Below are 17486 nucleotides of genomic sequence, written 5' to 3' on the forward strand. Positions count from 1 at the left end.
GCAAGACCCGTCCGGGCAGGCAAAAACGAGGCTCGAGTATGAAACAGTTCCTCATTATCGCATTTTGTGCGGCATCGCTGACGGCGGTGGCTCAGGTCGCGGATGCGGCGCAGATCAGGCAGGCGTGCATGGCGTCGGACCGCTCGGCCGCGACGCGGGACCGGTGCAGCTGCATTCAGCGCGTGGCGGATCAGGCGTTGACGCGCAGCGATCAGAAGACCGTGGCGAAGTGGTTCAAGGACCCCCATCAGGCGCAGGTGCTGAAGATGTCGAAAACCGCGCGCGATGATGCGCTGTGGGATCGGTACCAGAACTTTGGCCAGATGGCGCAGGCGATCTGCAGCTAACCCGTTCAGAATGCTTGACCTGATCCACGCTGCGTCCCAGAAAGGCGCAGCGAAAGGTGTGTTGCATGGTAATGAAAGGGCTGACCCTGCGGGGCCTTGAAGTGTTCGAGGCTTTGGCGCGGACGGGATCGGTGGCACAGGCCGCCGAGATCACGGGGCTCAGCCAGCCATCCGTTTCGCAGCAATTGCGCAATCTGGAAAACGCATTGGGGGCCGAGTTGGTCGACCACGGGCGGCGGCCGATGCGGCTGACGCAGGCGGGGCGCAGTTTCCTTGCGCGGGCCGAGGCGGTTCTGGCCGAGCTGCACATGGCCCAGAGCGAGCTGTCGGTCATGGATCTGGGGCACCTGACCACGCTGTCGATCGGGCTGATCGACGATTTCGACAATGACCTGACGCCACGGCTGGCCACCCTGCTGGCCGACAGCCTGACCCGGTCGAAATTCAAGCTGATCACCCTGTCGAGCCTTGATCTGTTCGAGGCGCTGGCCGAGCAGCGCCTGCATATGGCGGTCACCGCCCATAGCGGCGAAGTGCTGGAGGGGGTGGTCGAATACCCGCTGGTCCACGATCCGTTCATTCTGGTGGCGCCGCAGGGATCGGGCGGGGTCGAAGCCGTGCAGGAGCGGCTGCCGTTTCTGCGCTATGCCCGCGAGCAGCTGATCAGCCGCCAGATCGAGGCGCATCTGGCGCGCCGGTCGCAGGTGTTCGAGGAACGGTTCGAGATCGGCTCGCACATGGCGCTGATGGCCATGGTGGCGCGGGGTCTGGGCTGGGCGATCACCACGCCGCTGGGCTTCATGCGCGCGGCGCGGTTCCATGAGGGGCTGGAGGCGCACCCTGCCCCGTTCGGGGAGTTCTCGCGCAACATATCGCTGCTGGCGCGTACCGAGTGGTCCGATCAGGTCCCGCAGGAGGTTGCGGGCATGACCCGGCGTCTGATGCAGAACCAGATCGTGGACCCGGCGGTTGCCAAGCTGCCCTGGCTGAGCGGCCAGTTGCGGGTGACCGGCGGCTAGGTGTCCAGATGGGCGGCAAGCCCGTCAACCGCTGCCTCGATCAGGTCCAGCGCGCCGTCGAAATCCCGCGTGTAATACGGATCGGGTACGTGATCGGCACCGGTCTGAGGGGCGAAATCCGTCAGCAGGCGAACCGGCGTGCCGTTGCCCGGCGGGCGCAGGTCTTCGATATCGGCGATGTTTTGGGCATCCATGCCGATGATCAGGTCGAACCGGTCGAAATCCGCGGCGGTGAACTGGCGCGCGCGCAGGTCGCCGAGGTCGATGCCTCTGCGGATTGCGGCCTTCTGCATCGGGCCATTGGGCGGATTGCCCGCGTGCCAGCCCATGGTTCCGGCACTGTCGGTTGCATGATGCGGTGCGCGGGCGCGAAAGACGCCTTCGGCCGCGGGAGAGCGGCAGATATTGCCCAGGCAGACAAAGAGGATACGGTGTGTCATGGCCAAGGTGTAACGCGCGGAGGGGATATGGGAAAGATCGTCATTCTGACCGGGGCCGGGATTTCGGCAGAAAGCGGGCTGAGCACCTTCCGCGACGAAGGCGGGCTGTGGGCGCAGCACCGGATCGAGGATGTGGCCACACCCGAAGGTTTTGCGCGCGATCCCGCCTTGGTGCAGGGGTTTTACAATGCGCGCCGCGTTCAGGCCGCCGCTGTGCAGCCCAATGCGGCCCACATGGCGCTGGCGCGGTTGCAGCAGGGCTGGCCCGCAGAGGTCGTGATCGTGACCCAGAACGTCGACAGCCTGCATGAAGCGGGCGGTGCGACGGGTGTCATCCACATGCATGGCACATTGGCGGGTGCCTTGTGTTCCGGGTGTGATCATCGCTGGCCCGCCCCGCCCGAGATGGCCGTTGCCGAGCCCTGCCCCGCCTGCGGCCAGCCCACCGCCCGGCCCGATGTGGTCTGGTTCGGTGAGATGCCTTATTGCATGGACGACGTCTACGACCACCTTGCCAGCGCATCGATCTTTGCCGCCATCGGCACCTCGGGTCAGGTCTATCCGGCCGCGGCCTTTGTCCACGAGGCGCAGGCGGCGGGTGCGCGGACGGTCGAGATCAATCTGGAACCGACGACCGGGCCCTCGGGCTTTGACGAGCGCATTGTCGGCAGGGCATCCGAAACGGTTCCGCGATGGGTCGGTCAGCTTCTTGCGGAAAATTCTTAAGCTACAGACAACGCTGGCTTAATTTGTGTACACTATCTGCGATAGCGACTGGAGGATGCGCCATGACTGATCAAGACCCCCGCACCGGTGAAATCCTGGATGACGGCAGCATGGCCGGGCGCGACATGCTGGGGGAACAGCTTTCCAGCCTGTGGTGGACTTTTCTGCTGCGCGGGGTGCTGGCCGGGCTTGTGGGCATCGCGGCGCTGTTCTGGCCATCGGGCAGCATCGCGCTGCTGCTGCGGCTGGTCGGTGTTTTGCTGATCCTCGACGGTGGGCTGACGCTTTTGGGTGTTGGTCGTCGCGGGGTGCTGGGTGGTGCCGCGATCGGCGCGCTTCTGATCGGGCTTATCCTGCTGATCTGGCCGGAAGGCACGGTGAAACTGGCGTTTTTCCTGTTGGGCGCATGGGCGCTGATCATCGGGATCGGATCCCTGGCGGCTGCCGGGCAGATGCATCCAAATGACCCGCAGCGCGGTTCCATGCGCGTCTCGGGATTTGTCGCGCTTGTCGTCGGGCTTGTCCTGATGATCTGGCCAGCGGTGGCGCTGGTTGCGCTGGGATGGGGTATCGCATTCTCGGCGCTGGCCATGGCCGCTGTGATGTTCTGGCTGGCTTCGCGATTCCGGCAGGCGGGCGACCGCGTCGGTATGAAAACCATCAACAAATAGCACTGTCCGCAGCCGCGTGGAAAACAGGCCGGGCAGAGCCCGGCCTGACGCATGGATGAGGGCCGCAGCGCGGCCCAAAGACAGGCGTTGCCCTAGTTCGAATGTGATCCGTGGCCGCCTTTGTCCTGACGTTCCAGATCGACGGGAATCTCGATCTCGACCTCGCCTGCCTTTTCAAAGATCAGCGTGACCGACACCATGGCGTCCTGTTCGAACGGGGCCGTCAGACCCATGAACATCACATGGTCGCCGCCGCGTTTCAGCATGTGGGTTTCACCGGCCGGAATTGCAAAGCCTTCTTCGACATGCACCATCTTGGCCACGCCGTTTTCATCGACCTTGTGGGTGTGCAATTCCACACGCGCTGCCGCGTCCGAGGTTGCACCGATCAGCCGGTCATCGGCGTCGCCCTGATTGTGGATCATCATGAACGCGGCACCGGCGATGGCGGTCTTGCCCGAGGACCGGGCATAGGCGTCGTCAACCTTGATGGGGCCTTCGGCAAAGGCGGGGATGGCCAGCGACACGGCGGCCAGAGTTGCAAGCAGAGTGGTTTTGAGGGACATCGCGCCTCTCCTGTATGAAGGTTTGAAAAGGGTGGGTTTCAAACGCTGACAGGAGGCGCGCGGGCCGGGGTTGCGGGAACCGGCAGGGCGATCTGGTTGCCCAGATGCCGCAGCGGAGCTGGCTGCGCCCGTTCCGGCGCGGCTGGCAGTGCTGGTTGCGCGACAGCAACAGCACCCAACAGGGATATTGCATAGTCCGGGCAGTAATGCGGCGGGGCGGTGGGTTGCCCGTTTTCGTCCATATAGACGACGACCGGTCCGGTGCCCGTACACAGCACCATCTGACCCACGGCCTTGTCCATGCCGCGCGACATGGCCAGCCCCTGCCCGGTCAGAACCAGCAGCAGGGACAGCGCATAAGGCAGAAATCTGGTAACAACAGGTCTCATCCTGACCCAGCTATAGGTCAGCAGCGGGAAAAGCTTCAAGCGCCAAAGGGTCGCGCTTGAAGCTGTTTTTCAGTAATCCAGTCCGGGTCTTTTTACCGTGTCTGCGGTGAAGCTGGTATGGGACCGGTTCACCCAGCGCTGCATCCGCGTGCAGGTTGCAATCGCCTTGCGGAATACCGCGGCCAGAAACAGGAAAAGATAAAAACTTTTTAACGTCATAATGTGGCCCCCGCCTGATGAATGACAGTGACGTTAGGTCAGATTCGAAAACCTGTATGTGAAGAAGTTCACCAATGGCGAAAAATTAGTTCCAGATTGAGAACAATGGGGGCCGAAAGGGGCTGGCCCAACAGAAAAGGCCCCGCACCGAGAGGGTGCAGGGCCTGAAATTCTGTTGGTTGAAAGACCTTAGGCCGAAGCTTGCGCCTTGGCGATTTCTTTCTTCACTTTCAGAGCGTTTGCCGACAGCTCATCATCCTTGGCTTTGGCCAGGAACGCGTCCAGACCACCGCGGTGGTCAACCGAACGCAGCGCAGCCGCCGAGATGCGCAGCTTGACGCCACGGCCCAGAGTTTCGGACTGCAGGGTAACGTCATTCAGGTTCGGCAGAAAACGACGACGAGTTCTGTTTTTGGCGTGGCTGACATTGTTGCCAGTCATCGGGCCTTTTCCGGTCAGTTCGCAACGGCGCGACATGGTTTCTTCCTTTGTTTCTGGAGGCCGGGCTGGATACCCGCGGCCAAATCACAAGGGGCGCAACCCGAAGTCGCGCCCGAAAACTGGTTGGATGCGTGTAGTGGGAATCGCGCGGGGGGTCAAGACGGGCTACGCGAAATCTTTCATTTTGCCTGCCATGCAGGAATGGCCCGGACGGGCCATGCCGTTGGCGAGAGTATTTGGCAAAAGGTGAAACGGCCATGACGGCCCTTCAGCCGAGCGTGTCCAGAAGCTGACCGGCAGCGACCGCCGGGCTGAGTCGCCCTTGCGAGACTTCGTCATTCAGGCGCTCCATCTCGGCGCGGGCCTGCGGTGTGTCGAGGCGGGCGAGAAGGGCGTGGCGGACCTCCTGATCGAACCAGTAGCGGGCCTGGGCGGCGCGGTTTGCCTCCCAGATACCGGTGTCGCGGCGCCATTGGGTCAGGGTTTGCATTTCGTCCCAGGCCTGTTCCAGCCCGTGTTCTTCGACAGCGGAAACGGTCATCGCCTTGGGGAAGCCTTCGGGATCCTGTGGGCGTTTGCGCAACAGCCGCAGTGCGCCGGCATAATCCGCGCAGGTGCGGGTGGCGGTGGCTTTCAGGTCGCCATCGGCCTTGTTGACCAGAATGATATCGGCCATTTCCATGATGCCGCGTTTGACGCCCTGCAACTCGTCCCCGCCCGCCGGGGCCAGCAGAAGCAGAAACAGGTCAGACAGTTCGGACACCACCGTTTCCGACTGCCCCACACCCACGGTTTCGATCAGCACCACGTCATAGCCTGCGGCCTCGCACAGGGCGATAGCCTCGCGGGTGCGGCGGGCGACGCCGCCAAGGTGGCTCTGGCTGGGAGAGGGCCGGATGAAGGCGTTCTGCTCGCGGCTCAGGCGTTCCATCCGGGTCTTGTCGCCCAGGATCGAGCCGCCCGACCGGGCCGAGCTGGGATCGACCGCCAGAACCGCGACCCGCAGCCCCTGCCCGGTCAGCATCATGCCAAAGCTTTCGATGAAGGTGGACTTGCCCACGCCGGGCGTGCCGGACAGACCGATACGCAGCGCCTGACGGCCCGAACCGGCAAGCTGTGCCAGAAGGTCGCTGGCCTGTGCCCGGTGATCGGCACGGTTGCTTTCAACAAGGGTGATCGCACGCGCCAGCGCCCGACGCTCGCCCTTCAGAATTCTGTCGCTCAGGCTGTCTGTCTGCATTCTTGTCCCGATCCTAGAGGCAGGAACAGTTGCCGTGCTTGAGGGGCGTTTGTCCAGACCGGAGGCGGCAGGAATTGCGAAGATCGCGCAGCCTGCGTCATTTCGTGCGGGGCGATTTGCTGATGTGAGCGCGGAAACTGGACGCCACCTGCGGGATCGCGGATAAGGGCCGGATGATCCTACGCCTGCCCATAGACGACGCCATACCCGGCCTGCTGGACACCCTGCGCGCGCAGGGGCGGGCCGTGCTGCAAGCGCCACCCGGTGCGGGCAAGACCACGCGGGTTCCGCTGGCGATGCTGGAGGCGGGTCTGTGCGGCGGCAGGATCGTGATGCTGGAGCCCCGGCGGCTGGCGGCACGGGCCGCGGCAGAGCGAATGGCAGAGACGCTGGGAGAGCGCGCCGGCCAGAGTGTCGGCTATCGCGTGCGGGGCGATGCGAAAGTATCAAAAGACACAAGGATCGAGGTGGTGACCGAGGGCATTCTGACCCGGATGCTGCAATCGGACCCTGACCTGCCGGGCATCGGGGCGGTGATCTTTGATGAATTCCACGAACGCTCATTAAACGCGGATCTGGGGTTGGCGCTGTGCCTTGAGGTCACGGGCGCGCTGCGGGACGATCTGATTCTGCTGGCCATGTCGGCCACGCTGAATGCAGACCCGGTGGGGCGCCTGATGGCCGCGCCGCTGGTTACGTCGGAAGGGCGGAGTTTTCCTGTCGAGATGCGCTGGCTGGATCGGCCATTGGGGCCACAGGCGCGGCGGCTGGATGCATTGGTCGATCTGGTCGTTGAAGCCGAGCGCGAGACCCGCGCCACCGGCGGCGGGATCTTGGTGTTTCTGCCTGGTGAGGGTGAAATCCGGCGGGCTGAGGCAGCTTTGACCGGACGCCTGCCCGCCAGTTGCACGGTGCGCCCGCTGTTCGGGGCAATGCCCTTTGCGGCCCAGCGCGAAGCGATTGCCCCGGTTGAGACCGGGCGCAAGGTGGTGCTGGCGACGTCGATTGCCGAAACCTCGCTGACGATCCCCGATATCCGGGTGGTGGTGGATATGGGACAAGCGCGGCGGGCGCGGTTTGATCCGGGCTCGGGCATGTCGCGGCTGGTGACCGAGCGGGTGACACGGGCCGAGGCCACGCAACGCGCGGGTCGTGCAGGCCGTGTGGCCGAAGGGCTGTGTTACCGGCTTTGGTCAAAGGGGGAGGATGGCGCGCTGGCCGCGTACCCACCCGCCGAGATCGAAGCCGCCGATCTGACCGGGCTGGCGCTGGAGCTGGCCCTGTGGGGCGCGGATGCCGCCGATCTGGCCTTTCTGACCCCGCCACCCGAAGGCGCGATGGCCGAGGCGCGTGCCCTTCTGGCGATGCTGGGCGCGCTGGACGGCAAGGGGCGGATCACCGAACACGGGCGGGCGCTGGCGGCGCTGCCGTTGCATCCCCGGCTGGGGCATATGCTGGTGCGGGCCGGACCGAATGCCGCGCCTTTGGCCGCCTTGATGGCCGAGCGCGACCCCCTGCGCGGCGCGCCGGTGGATATCGCTTTGCGGCAAGAGGCACTGCGGGATGTGCGCACCTTTCAGCGCAACCGGGTCTGGCAGGTGAACTTGGGGGCCGTGAATCGGATCAATGCCGAGGCCAAACGGTTGACGAAACAGGCCGGAAGCAAGACGGATGATCTGAGCGCTGCCGCCATGGCCGCCCTCGCCTATCCCGACCGCATCGGGCAGCGGCGTAAGGGCGATGCGCCGCGTTATGTGCTGTCGGGGGGCAAGGGTGTCGTGCTGGACAGCGGCGATTCACTGGGGGCCGCGCCTTTTCTGGTTGTCACCGACACCGATGGCAACCCGCGCGAGGCAAAGGTGCGGATGGCCACCCAGATTTCGGAACGCGAGATCCGCGAACTGTTCACCGACCAGATCGATTGGGTCGAGGTTTGCGCCTGGTCGAAACGCGAACGGCGGGTCGTTTCCCGGCAGCAGGAGCGGTTCGGGGCGATCACGCTGGACGACCGCATCTGGAAGGACGTCCCGGACGACGCCGTGGCGCGTGCGATGCTGGACGGGGTGCGCGATCTGGGGTTGCGGCTGGACGGGGCCGCCGCACGGCTGGCCGCGCGGGTGGAACTGGTGCGTGCCGACGGGGTGGATCTGCCCGACTTTTCGGTCGAGGGTCTGATGGCCGAGCTGGACGGCTGGCTGTTGCCGATGCTGTCCGGTGTCAAAAGCGCAGAGGACTGGAAACGGTTCGACCTGCTGCCCGCCTTGCGCGCGCGGCTGGACTGGGCCCAGACCCAGGAACTGGACCGGCGCGCCCCGGGATCGTTTGAAACACCTCTGGGGCGCAAGGTGCCGATCGATTATGGCGCGGCGGTCCCCGAAATCTCGGTTCGGTTGCAGGAGCTGTTCGGCGTGACCCGGCATCCGGTGGTTGGCGGACAGCCCCTGAAGATCACGCTGCTGTCGCCGGCGCAGCGCCCGATCCAGATTACCCGCGATCTGCCGGGGTTCTGGGCCGGGTCTTATGCGGATGTGCGCAAGGATATGCGGGCGCAATACCCCAAGCACCCCTGGCCCGAAGACCCGACACAGGCCGACCCGACGCTGAGGGCCAAGCGCAGGCAGGGATAGGCCTATTGCCACGTCACTTTCAGCAAGCGGCTTGGGCTTTCGGGGCTGTTGCACGAAATCTCACAAATCACGGTAAACTTACCGAAGAACCGGTCACAATCAGAAATAAGCGGACATTTCATTGAAGTCTGGCATTATTGTTGTTACGTCACACAGGTTTCGAAGACAGAAACAGGATTTGAAGAACATCACATGAGTGCTTGGCTGCGAAATATCTGGGAAGAGGTCGGACGCCCCTTGTTCCTGCGCCCCCAAAGGGTGCAGTTTGCGGCCCTGTGCACCCGCAGGCATGAGGATCAGGACGAGGTTCTGCTGATCACCAGCCGCGAAACCGGGCGCTGGATCATCCCGAAAGGCTGGCCAGTCAATGGTCTGGACGGGTTGGAGACGGCGCTGCTGGAGGCGTGGGAAGAGGCTGGCGTGCGTGCAGATGCGGTTGACAAGGAGCCCGTCGGCCAATTCACCTATGACAAGATCTTCAAGGGGGGAACGGCCCAATCGGTCCTGACCCGTGTCTACCGGGTTTCCGTGCGCGAGCTGGCCGATGATTTTCCCGAAGTGGACAAGCGCAAACGTCAGTGGTTTTCACCGGCAGAAGCCGCCAAACGGGTTCAGGAGCCCGAGTTGCAGGCGCTGCTGCGACAGATGTAGCCGTTTCGCAACAATTTGATGGCTGCGCGCTTGCCCCTGAACCGGGAAACCGTTAGCTGCGGGCGATCTGCGAAACTTTGACAAAACCCATGTCTGACACAAACTCAAAACCGCGCTGGCAGGCGCTTGACACCGACCTGCAACGTATCTCGCGCGTCGAAATTGCCAATCTTCATGTCGCCCGCCCGCTGCTGGCGCCGGGAATCGCACTGGCGTTCATGGTGCTTGCCGGATTGATGGCGGCGGTGCTGTTCGGACGGGCCGACGGTACCTATATCGTCGTGGCTGCGGCCGCGTTCGGGGCCTATATGGCGATCAATATCGGCGCCAACGACGTGGCCAACAACATGGGTCCCGCGGTGGGTGCGAACGCGCTGACCATGGGTGGTGCCATCGTGATTGCCGCCGTTGCCGAAAGCGCGGGCGCGTTGCTTGCGGGGGGCGATGTGGTCTCGACCATCTCGAAGGGGATCATCGACCCGGCCTCGGTGCAGAACAGCAACGTGTTCATCTGGGCCATGATGGCGGCGCTGATCTCGTCCGCCATGTGGGTCAATCTGGCGACCTGGATCGGTGCGCCGGTGTCGACAACACATTCGGTTGTGGGCGGGGTCATGGGCGCGGGGATTGCCGCTGCCGGGCTGAGCGCGGTGAGCTGGGGCACGATGGGCGCGATTGCGGCCAGCTGGGTGATATCCCCGGTTCTAGGCGGCGTGATTGCGGCGGCATTCCTGGCGCTGATCAAGACCAAGATCCAGTATCAGGACGACAAGATCGCCGCCGCGCGGCGTTGGGTGCCGATCCTTGTGGCGGTGATGGCGGCAGCGTTCGCCACCTACCTGTCGGTCAAGGGTCTGAAGCGGATCGTGAAGATCGAACTGGAGGTGGCGCTGCTGATCGGTCTGGGCAGCGGTGTGCTGGTCTGGGCGCTGACGGTTCCCTGGGTGCGTCGCAAGTCCGAGGGGCTGGAGAACCGGACCCGGTCGCTAAAAACCCTGTTTGGCCTGCCATTGGTGATATCGGCCGCGTTTCTGAGTTTTGCCCATGGCGCAAATGATGTGGCCAACGCGGTCGGCCCCCTGGCGGCGATTGTCCACGCGGCAGAGTTCGGGGATTTCGCCCAAAAGGTTTCGATCCCGTTATGGGTGATGATCATCGGCGCGTTCGGGATATCGTTCGGTCTGTTCTTGTTTGGGCCCAAGCTGATCCGGATGGTCGGCAGCCAGATCACCAAGCTGAACCCGATGCGGGCGTTTTGCGTGGCGCTGTCAGCGGCGATCACTGTCATTGTGGCCAGCTGGCTGGGCCTGCCGGTCAGTTCCACGCATATCGCCGTTGGCGCAATTTTCGGCGTCGGGTTCTATCGCGAATGGCAGTCGGATCGCAGGCGGAAGCAGAACAATGGGCGAAACGCCACAGCGCTGAAGCTGGCCCCCGAAGAGTTCCGGCGGCGCAAGCTGGTGCGGCGGTCGCATTTCATGACGATCGTTGCGGCCTGGGTCGTGACCGTGCCTGCCGCCGCCGCCATGTCGGCCGTGATTTTCTGGACATTGACAAGGTTCGTCTGACGACTGCGATCAGAGCCTGATCTGTTCCGGGGACAGCGGATGATCGGGCGCGTGTTTGATCAGGTCTGACACTTTCGTACAGAGAGGGGTGGGCACCCCGGTTTCATGCCCCAGCCGAATGATATAGCCCTGAAGGCTGTCGATTTCCGTTTGCCGCTCGGCCATCAGGTCATAGGCCATCGAGGTCCGGGCGGTGGGGTCGATGGTGAGCATCCGCGCCGCGATCCGGCTGAACAAAGGTGTCGGCAGCCGCAGGATATGCGGCGTCATCCACGCCGGAAGCGGCGTTGTCGAGGCCACCGGATGCCCCGCCGCCTTGAGAACGGACAGCGCCTCGGCCATCTGATCGGCCATAAGGTTGCGCCAGTCACGGCTGAGCAGCTGATCCACAAGCGGCAGGCCCGACAGCGCGTTCAGCGCGTTGTTGAGGTTGATCACCAGCTTGCCCCATTGCACCGCCTCGATCCGGTCAGTTGCGATAACGGGCAGGTCCGGGCTGCTGAGGGCGGTGGCCAGATCGCCGGGGCCGTTCTGGATGACGATTTCGCCCGATGTGGCCCGGTGATAGCTGGCGGGGCCGTTCGGGACCACGTTGAAGGGGACCATGCCCGCGCGCACATCGCGACCGGGCAGCGCCTTGCACAGGGTTGCCGCATTCTCGATCCCGTTTTGCCAGGACAGGACGGGCGCGTCCCGACAGGCGGCGTCCGCGATATGACCGGCCATATCCGCCGTTGCCCCGGATTTGACGGTGACGATCACCAGTTCGGCCTGATCCAGGCAAGCAGGATCGGTGCTGAGTGTCAGGGCTTCCGCCGCAACATGGGCATTGAGGCCATCGTAATCCGTGACCGTCAGCCCATGTTCGCGTATGGGGTCCAGTACACGGGCACGCCCCAGCAAGGTCACCGCATGCCCTGAGCGGGCCAGTAAACCGCCGCAGTAGCAGCCGATGCTGCCCGCGCCTGCGATGACAAGTTTCATGATACCCCCTCTGGTATACCAGAAAGGATCACCGCAAACGGACGGTTACACAAGCCCACCCGCCCCTGACGCCGCACGCGGGCGGGCCAGCCGGGGCTTTGTACGCTCAAACTGTTCTGAAATGGCGATAAATTCGCGGTCATCCCCTGTCGGAAGGTGGAAGGCGCCATTGACCCAATCGGCGCTTTTCCACTCATGAATCGCCGTCTCGATCTTTTCTTTCGAGGATGAGACGAAGTTCCACCAGATATAGCGATCCTTGTTCAAAGTGGCGCCGCCCAGCAGCATCAGCCGCGCACCCTGCGCCCCTGCCCGGGCCGATAGCCTGTCACCGGGGCGGAACACCATCATGCGGCCTTCGTCGAACGTGTCGCCTGCAATCTCGATCGATCCTTGCGTGACATAAACACCGCGGTCCTCGTGGTCGTCGGGCAGCGGGAAAGACGCACCGGGGGCGAGCTGAACATCCAGATAGAAGGTCTCGGACGGCATCGTCACGGGGCTGGTTTCGCCATAAGCCGTGCCAAGGATCAGCCGTGCGCTGATGCCCTTGTCTTGGATATGGGGCAGCGCAGCCTGTTTGTGATGCTCGAAATCGGGGGCCTTATCCTCCTGCGCTTCGGGCAGGGCAAGCCAGGTCTGGATGCCGAACAGCTTGTGGCCTTTGCCGCGTGTTTCTTGGCTGGTGCGCTCGGAATGGGTCACGCCCCGGCCTGCAACCATCCAGTTGACCTCGCCGGGGTAAATCATCTGGTGGGTACCGAGGCTGTCGCGATGTTCGAATTCGCCCTGATAAAGGTAAGTGACGGTTCCCAGCCCGATATGCGGGTGCGGTCGCACGTCAATGCCGCCTTCGGTGACGAATTCTGCCGGGCCGACCTGATCAAAGAAGATGAACGGGCCAACCAGTTGGCGTTTGACCGAGGGTAGCGCGCGGCGCACCTCGAACCCGCCCAGATCGCGGGCGCGGGGAATGATGAGCGTTTCCAGCGCATTTTTTTCGGAGGCGCATTCGGGGTCATGGGTGGGGTTCCAACTCAATCCTGATCTCCTTTTTTTGATCCTGCGAGACGGGTTCATGTTCGCCCATACTCAAGGTATTGGGAAAGTGTCGCATGAAAAGTGCATTTTTGCACAGTGATCGTGAAGCCCCTGGAACGATTTGCAGATACTCACAAAGGCGTGGAAGGGTGTATTTGGTTTGCTCCTTCGCGGCTCTCGGAATCATGAACAATCGTGCTATCTTTAGACATCGGGTGTCGCCGGTTCAGGGAAGCCAGTCGAAGATGGGATTCAACCGACAGGAGTGGATGCAATGGCCCGACTTGAAATCAACCGCCGCAAGCTTGTTGCGACCGGGATTGGTACAATTGCAGCCGGTATGGCCGGTTTTATCACACCTGCGCACACCGCCGGTCTTGCGCCGACACCGTCGATGCGGGGCGGGTCTAACAATTACAGGCCCGGTGCGCCGATCGTGGAGCGCATCGGCGGTGGCGGGTTCTGGATGACCGGCACCGTGCGGCGTGCGGGCGACGGAGCCCCCCTGCCCGGCCAGCGCATCCAGATATGGGCCCACACGACCGAAGGGCATGAACGTGACCAGCGCAGCCATGGGGCGACACTAACCGATTCGAACGGAGAGTTCCGGTTGGAAATGCCTCAGATTGTGCCTGCTTTTGGTCAACCGCACGGACATCTGGCCTATGACAGCGGTGAATTTGAGACTGTGTTCCTGCGCCCTGTGATGTCGAGCGCGAAGGACAAAACCCTTGCTGCACATTTCGTGCTGCAACCTGTCTGACAGGTGTTAAAGCGCATTGCGATCTGGGCGGCATTGATCGCCGCACTTCTGGTACCGGTCGTAGCAGCGGCTTTCAGCCCCTATCTGGCGTGGCGGGAGCCGATTTACATCGTCGCCGGGTTTGCAGGCATCATCGGGATGTGTCTTCTTCTGCTGCAACCCTTGCTGGCCGGGCGCTGGCTGCTCGGACTTTCTCCGGTCAACAGCCGCCATTGGCACAGGCGGTGTGGCTTGGCCCTTGTTGCAAGCATTATGATCCATGTGACCGGCTTGTGGATCACAAGCCCGCCTGATGTGGTGGACGCATTGCTTTTCGTGTCTGCAACACCTTTTTCGACATGGGGGGTCATCGCCATGTGGGCGGGATTTGCGGCAGCGGCAATGGGGATTTTTCGGCAGCGACTAAACTTGCGGTTTCGGGTCTGGCGCTTGGGCCATGCAGGACTGGCCATGGTAACCATTTTGGGTAGCGTCATTCACGCACTGCTGATCGAAGGTACGATGGAGACGATGACCAAGGTCGCTCTGTGCGCGCTGGTGGTATTGGTGAGCGTGGGAACACTCGCCAGGTTGCGGATTTGGGAGGTGCAACGGCGTTAAACCCCCGAGGCACGCTGCCGGGTCCGCGTCAACCTGCCAGCCGCTTTGCATAGGTGGCGCGAGTCATCTCGACATCCTGCACGGTGATGCTGCCGACCTCGGGCATGGTCTGGGCCAGAACGTCCAGAATGATGGCGTTAAGCTCGGCCCGCGTGGGCTCATCGCGGCCACGCATCAATAGCAGCGTGGCATGCACGAAGGTCTGCGGTTGCGTTCCGATGTAGGAATAGGCAATCGGCGCAGCGCGGATCTTGAGCGCTGAGGCGTCGATTTCATCATGTTTTGCGAGAACGGCGTGCAGCTGCTCGCAAATCATCTGGAAATCATGGGTGTCGTCCAGAGATTTGGAGAATTCCAGCGTTACGTGAGGCATTCAGTGCTCCGGGGGTCATGAGAGAGCCTGATGGCCCTCTCTAAACTGCATGATGATCCTAAACGCCCAGACACCAGCGCATTACGGCCTTTTGTGCGTGCAGGCGGTTTTCGGCCTCGTCGAAGATGACCGAGTTCGGGCCGTCCATGACCTCGGAGGTTGCTTCTTCCTCGCGATGCGCGGGCAGGCAGTGCATGAACAGCGCGTCGGGTTTGGCATGTGACATGAGTTCCGCGTTGACCTGATAGGGGCGCAGCATGTTGTGGCGGCGTTCCTTGGCGGACTGGCTGTCATGCATCGAAACCCAGGTGTCGGCAACCACCAGATCGGCGCCCTCGACCGCTTTGTGCGGGTCCCGTTCGATGACGACTCTGGACCCCTTCTGGCGGGCAAACCCCATGAACTCTTCTTCCGGATCAAGCTGGACCGGGCCGGAGAAGGTCAGATCGAAGCCGAACTGACCGGCGGCGTGCAGGAACGAGGCGCAGACATTGTTACCATCGCCGGTCCAGACCACTTTCTTGCCTGCGATGGGGCCGCGGTGTTCCTCGAACGTCAGCACGTCGGCCATGATCTGGCAGGGATGGGTGCGGTCGGTCAGGCCGTTGATGACAGGCACGTCGGAATATTCGGCCATCTCGGTCAGGATGGTCTCATCAAAGGTGCGGATCATGATCATGTCGACATAGCGCGACAGCACACGGGCGGTATCGGCAATGGTTTCGCCGTGACCCAGCTGCATGTCCTTGCCCGACAGCACCATGGTCTGCCCGCCCATCTGGCGCACGCCCACGTCAAAGGACACGCGCGTCCGGGTCGAGGGTTTTTCGAAGATCAGCGCGACCATGCGGTCTTTCAGCGGCTGTTCGTCATCAGGGGCGGCCTTGGGACGGCCCAGACGCGCCTGTTTCATCGCGCCCGCCTGATCGATCATGGACCGCAGCGCGGTGGCATCGGTTTTGTGGATGTCGAGAAAATGGTTCATATCGCTTCGCTTTTGGCTGGTCGGGCGGTGGGGGCCAGCCCCCACACCCCCGGAGTATTTGGGAAAAGATGAAGCTCAGGCAGTTGCGAGCTGGGCTTCGATCTGATTGGCGGCCTTTTCGAGGCGGATCATGGCCTGGGCGATGTCATCCTCGGTCAGGGTCAGGGGGGGCAGCAGGCGGATGACGTTGTCGGCGGCGGGGACAGTGATGACCAGATTGTCATAGCCCGCATTGACCACGTCGATATTGAGCGCCTTGCATTTCAGGCCGAGCATCAGGCCCGATCCGCGCACGTCTTCGAAGACGTCGGGGTGATCGGCAACCAGGCCTTCGAGTTTCTGGCGCAACAGGCCGGCCTTGCGGTTGACACCTTCGAGGAAGGCGGGTGTGGCGACCTGATCGATCACAGCACAGCCCACGGCGCAGCCCAGCGGGTTGCCGCCATAGGTGGAGCCATGCGTACCTGCGGTCATGCCGGATGCCGCGTCTTCGGTTGCCAGCACGGCACCGAGAGGGAAACCGCCGCCGATGCCTTTGGCAACCATCATGATATCCGGGGTGATCCCGGCCCATTCATGGGCGAAGAGCCTGCCGGTCCGACCAACGCCGCATTGCACCTCGTCCAGGATCAGCAGCAGACCGTGTTCGTCACAAATGCCGCGCAGGGCCCTGAGTTCGGTATCGGGTACGGGGCGGATGCCGCCCTCGCCCTGAATCGGTTCGATCAGGATGGCTGCGGTCTTTTCCGTGATGGCGTTGGTGACACCATCGAGATCGCCAAAGGTGACGTGGACAAAGCCCGGCAAAAGCGGACCAAAGCCTTTGGTCATCTTCTCGGACCCGGCCGCTGCGATGCCCGCCGACGACCGGCCATGGAAGGAGCCGTCGAAGGTGATGATCTCAACCCGTTCGGGCTGGTCTTTGTCATAGAAATACTTGCGGGCCATTTTCACGGCCAGTTCACAGGCTTCGGTACCGGAATTCGTAAAGAATACCGTATCCGCAAAGGTGTGTTCGACCAGCTTGTCTGCCAGTGCCTGCTGTTGCGGGATGTTGTAGAGGTTCGAGACATGCCACAGCGCGTGGGCCTGTTCCGTAAGGGCGGCCACCAGTGCCGGATGGGCGTGGCCCAGCGCGTTCACCGCGATCCCTGCGCCGAGGTCCAGAAAACGTCGGCCATCCGCCTCGGTCAGCCAGGCGCCTTCGCCCTTTACAAATGACAGGGGCGCGCGGTTATAGGTCGGCAGAACGGACGGGATCATGGGATCATCCTTTTCGGGTCGTTTGAGCCTCGTGAGTGATACACGAAGGCCCGGTTCGTCAACAGATTTGGTGAGATTTGTGCCAATTTGGCAGGCACATGGGATCAAACAGGCCGATTACGCAGAGAGGCGTCGGCGTCGGAGCAGCTGGATATGTGCGCGTTTGATCATGGCCGCTCTATAGACGTGAAAAGACAGCCTGAAAACCCTATTATTGCCGCAGGGTCAAAATTGCCGCCGGATCATCCCGCCGAGCGCCAGCGGTCGAGCTTGCCCATACCGCGGGTGAAAGCCCAGGCAAGGATGCGGGGCATGCCTTTGGCGACGAGGGCATCGACGCAATGAGACTGGAACTCTTCCAGCGATGCGTCGGGATGGCGGAATGCACCGTTTTCGTAACACAGTGAGCAGTAACGCGTGCTGCGCCCGCCGTCAGCTTCGGATCCGCCGCCCTGGGGATCTTTTGACAGCGGCATGCCGCAACTTTGGCATTTGGGACCCATGGTGCTTGTCCTTGCAGAGAATGACTGTCTGACATAGGATCGAAACCATGGAGTTAAGTCAACGGTTTTG

21 protein-coding genes are annotated in these 17486 nt (G+C 62.7%); 9 read left to right on the forward strand and 12 right to left on the reverse strand.

Going from position 1 to position 17486, the window contains the following annotated elements:
- The first annotated feature begins 38 nt into the window (after positions 1–38).
- Both I9182_RS09955 and I9182_RS09960 read left to right on the forward strand, forming a co-directional pair.
- Positions 39–347: a hypothetical protein gene (locus I9182_RS09955; RefSeq protein ID WP_209598134.1), complete on the forward strand. Its 309-nt coding sequence runs from the start codon at positions 39–41 to the stop codon at positions 345–347.
- A gap of 65 nt (positions 348–412) precedes the next feature.
- Positions 413–1366: a LysR family transcriptional regulator gene (locus tag I9182_RS09960; RefSeq protein ID WP_209598135.1), complete on the forward strand. Its 954-nt coding sequence runs from the start codon at positions 413–415 to the stop codon at positions 1364–1366.
- Here I9182_RS09960 and I9182_RS09965 read toward each other — a convergent pair.
- Positions 1363–1806 carry a low molecular weight protein-tyrosine-phosphatase gene (locus I9182_RS09965; protein ID WP_209598136.1) on the reverse strand — a complete coding sequence of 148 codons (444 nt, stop codon included), beginning with the start codon at positions 1804–1806 and terminating at the stop codon, positions 1363–1365. The two genes, I9182_RS09960 and I9182_RS09965, sit on opposite strands and share 4 nt — an antisense overlap.
- A 27-nt stretch (positions 1807–1833) precedes the next feature.
- On the opposite strand from I9182_RS09965, the gene I9182_RS09970 reads away from it, so the two are divergent.
- Both I9182_RS09970 and I9182_RS09975 read left to right on the forward strand, forming a co-directional pair.
- Positions 1834–2532: an NAD-dependent deacylase gene (locus tag I9182_RS09970; protein ID WP_209598137.1), complete on the forward strand. Its 699-nt coding sequence runs from the start codon at positions 1834–1836 to the stop codon at positions 2530–2532.
- A 62-nt stretch (positions 2533–2594) separates the two neighbouring features.
- A complete protein-coding gene (locus tag I9182_RS09975; RefSeq protein WP_209598138.1) occupies positions 2595–3203 on the forward strand; it encodes a DUF308 domain-containing protein in 609 nt (202 codons plus the stop codon).
- Between the two features lie 92 nt (positions 3204–3295).
- On the opposite strand, the gene I9182_RS09980 is transcribed toward I9182_RS09975, so the two are convergent.
- The 5 genes from I9182_RS09980 to meaB all read right to left on the reverse strand — a co-directional run bounded on the left by I9182_RS09980 (position 3296) and on the right by meaB (position 6058).
- Entirely contained in the window at positions 3296–3769 is a 474-nt protein-coding gene (locus tag I9182_RS09980) for a copper chaperone PCu(A)C (RefSeq protein ID WP_209598139.1), read from the reverse strand.
- A 38-nt stretch (positions 3770–3807) separates the two neighbouring features.
- The gene (locus tag I9182_RS09985; protein WP_245222580.1) at positions 3808–4197 is read right to left on the reverse strand and encodes a hypothetical protein; all 390 of its coding nucleotides are present in this window, start codon (positions 4195–4197) and stop codon (positions 3808–3810) included.
- Positions 4198–4227: 30 nt separating this feature from the next.
- Positions 4228–4377 carry a hypothetical protein gene (locus I9182_RS09990; RefSeq protein WP_209505706.1) on the reverse strand — a complete coding sequence of 50 codons (150 nt, stop codon included), beginning with the start codon at positions 4375–4377 and terminating at the stop codon, positions 4228–4230.
- Positions 4378–4566: 189 nt separating this feature from the next.
- Positions 4567–4854 carry a 50S ribosomal protein L28 gene (gene rpmB, locus I9182_RS09995; protein WP_008756960.1) on the reverse strand — a complete coding sequence of 96 codons (288 nt, stop codon included), beginning with the start codon at positions 4852–4854 and terminating at the stop codon, positions 4567–4569.
- Positions 4855–5086: 232 nt separating this feature from the next.
- Positions 5087–6058, reverse strand: coding sequence for a methylmalonyl Co-A mutase-associated GTPase MeaB (gene meaB / locus I9182_RS10000; protein WP_209598140.1), 972 nt, complete (start codon positions 6056–6058; stop codon positions 5087–5089).
- A 176-nt stretch (positions 6059–6234) separates the two neighbouring features.
- On the opposite strand from meaB, the gene hrpB reads away from it, so the two are divergent.
- The 3 genes from hrpB to I9182_RS10015 all read left to right on the forward strand — a co-directional run bounded on the left by hrpB (position 6235) and on the right by I9182_RS10015 (position 10904).
- On the forward strand, positions 6235–8685 hold the full coding sequence (hrpB, locus tag I9182_RS10005; RefSeq protein WP_209598302.1) for an ATP-dependent helicase HrpB: 2451 nt from the start codon (positions 6235–6237) through the stop codon (positions 8683–8685).
- Positions 8686–8877: 192 nt separating this feature from the next.
- Positions 8878–9336: an NUDIX hydrolase gene (locus tag I9182_RS10010; RefSeq protein WP_209505701.1), complete on the forward strand. Its 459-nt coding sequence runs from the start codon at positions 8878–8880 to the stop codon at positions 9334–9336.
- 89 nt (positions 9337–9425) lie between these two features.
- Entirely contained in the window at positions 9426–10904 is a 1479-nt protein-coding gene (locus I9182_RS10015) for an inorganic phosphate transporter (protein ID WP_209505699.1), read from the forward strand.
- Positions 10905–10913: 9 nt separating this feature from the next.
- Here the strand turns inward: I9182_RS10015 and I9182_RS10020 are convergent, their stop codons facing one another.
- On the reverse strand, positions 10914–11888 hold the full coding sequence (locus I9182_RS10020) for a 2-dehydropantoate 2-reductase (RefSeq protein WP_209598141.1): 975 nt from the start codon (positions 11886–11888) through the stop codon (positions 10914–10916).
- A gap of 45 nt (positions 11889–11933) precedes the next feature.
- Positions 11934–12929 (reverse strand): pirin family protein, encoded by a 996-nt coding sequence (locus tag I9182_RS10025; RefSeq protein WP_209598142.1) that lies wholly within the window; start codon positions 12927–12929, stop codon positions 11934–11936.
- Between the two features lie 274 nt (positions 12930–13203).
- On the opposite strand from I9182_RS10025, the gene I9182_RS10030 reads away from it, so the two are divergent.
- Complete coding sequence (locus I9182_RS10030) at positions 13204–13692, forward strand: twin-arginine translocation pathway signal (RefSeq protein ID WP_209598143.1); 489 nt, start codon at positions 13204–13206, stop codon at positions 13690–13692.
- Positions 13693–13695: 3 nt separating this feature from the next.
- On the forward strand, positions 13696–14292 hold the full coding sequence (locus I9182_RS10035) for a ferric reductase-like transmembrane domain-containing protein (RefSeq protein WP_209598144.1): 597 nt from the start codon (positions 13696–13698) through the stop codon (positions 14290–14292).
- 28 nt (positions 14293–14320) lie between these two features.
- Here the strand turns inward: I9182_RS10035 and I9182_RS10040 are convergent, their stop codons facing one another.
- The 4 genes from I9182_RS10040 to I9182_RS10055 form a co-directional block, all read right to left on the reverse strand.
- On the reverse strand, positions 14321–14665 hold the full coding sequence (locus I9182_RS10040; protein WP_209505689.1) for a 5-carboxymethyl-2-hydroxymuconate isomerase: 345 nt from the start codon (positions 14663–14665) through the stop codon (positions 14321–14323).
- A 58-nt stretch (positions 14666–14723) separates the two neighbouring features.
- Positions 14724–15650, reverse strand: coding sequence for an ornithine carbamoyltransferase (gene argF, locus I9182_RS10045; RefSeq protein ID WP_209598145.1), 927 nt, complete (start codon positions 15648–15650; stop codon positions 14724–14726).
- Positions 15651–15725: 75 nt separating this feature from the next.
- Complete coding sequence (locus I9182_RS10050; protein WP_209598146.1) at positions 15726–16913, reverse strand: aspartate aminotransferase family protein; 1188 nt, start codon at positions 16911–16913, stop codon at positions 15726–15728.
- A 242-nt stretch (positions 16914–17155) separates the two neighbouring features.
- Positions 17156–17416 (reverse strand): zinc ribbon domain-containing protein, encoded by a 261-nt coding sequence (locus I9182_RS10055; RefSeq protein ID WP_209598147.1) that lies wholly within the window; start codon positions 17414–17416, stop codon positions 17156–17158.
- Positions 17417–17486 lie beyond the last annotated feature (70 nt).

The organism is Ruegeria sp. HKCCSP351, assembly GCF_017872535.1.
GTDB lineage: Bacteria > Pseudomonadota > Alphaproteobacteria > Rhodobacterales > Rhodobacteraceae > Ruegeria.

Coding starts and splice junctions, on each gene's coding strand:
- I9182_RS10030 (WP_209598143.1), top strand. CDS start 13,204: ATGGCCCGACTTGAAATCAACCGCCGCAAGCTTGTTGCGACCGGGATT.
- I9182_RS09980 (WP_209598139.1), bottom strand. CDS start 3,769: ATGTCCCTCAAAACCACTCTGCTTGCAACTCTGGCCGCCGTGTCGCTG.
- I9182_RS09970 (WP_209598137.1), top strand. CDS start 1,834: ATGGGAAAGATCGTCATTCTGACCGGGGCCGGGATTTCGGCAGAAAGC.
- I9182_RS09955 (WP_209598134.1), top strand. CDS start 39: ATGAAACAGTTCCTCATTATCGCATTTTGTGCGGCATCGCTGACGGCG.
- I9182_RS10010 (WP_209505701.1), top strand. CDS start 8,878: ATGAGTGCTTGGCTGCGAAATATCTGGGAAGAGGTCGGACGCCCCTTG.
- meaB (WP_209598140.1), bottom strand. CDS start 6,058: ATGCAGACAGACAGCCTGAGCGACAGAATTCTGAAGGGCGAGCGTCGG.
- I9182_RS09975 (WP_209598138.1), top strand. CDS start 2,595: ATGACTGATCAAGACCCCCGCACCGGTGAAATCCTGGATGACGGCAGC.
- I9182_RS09990 (WP_209505706.1), bottom strand. CDS start 4,377: ATGACGTTAAAAAGTTTTTATCTTTTCCTGTTTCTGGCCGCGGTATTC.
- rpmB (WP_008756960.1), bottom strand. CDS start 4,854: ATGTCGCGCCGTTGCGAACTGACCGGAAAAGGCCCGATGACTGGCAAC.
- argF (WP_209598145.1), bottom strand. CDS start 15,650: ATGAACCATTTTCTCGACATCCACAAAACCGATGCCACCGCGCTGCGG.
- I9182_RS10040 (WP_209505689.1), bottom strand. CDS start 14,665: ATGCCTCACGTAACGCTGGAATTCTCCAAATCTCTGGACGACACCCAT.
- I9182_RS10050 (WP_209598146.1), bottom strand. CDS start 16,913: ATGATCCCGTCCGTTCTGCCGACCTATAACCGCGCGCCCCTGTCATTT.
- I9182_RS10020 (WP_209598141.1), bottom strand. CDS start 11,888: ATGAAACTTGTCATCGCAGGCGCGGGCAGCATCGGCTGCTACTGCGGC.
- I9182_RS10055 (WP_209598147.1), bottom strand. CDS start 17,416: ATGGGTCCCAAATGCCAAAGTTGCGGCATGCCGCTGTCAAAAGATCCC.
- I9182_RS10015 (WP_209505699.1), top strand. CDS start 9,426: ATGTCTGACACAAACTCAAAACCGCGCTGGCAGGCGCTTGACACCGAC.
- I9182_RS09965 (WP_209598136.1), bottom strand. CDS start 1,806: ATGACACACCGTATCCTCTTTGTCTGCCTGGGCAATATCTGCCGCTCT.
- I9182_RS09960 (WP_209598135.1), top strand. CDS start 413: ATGGTAATGAAAGGGCTGACCCTGCGGGGCCTTGAAGTGTTCGAGGCT.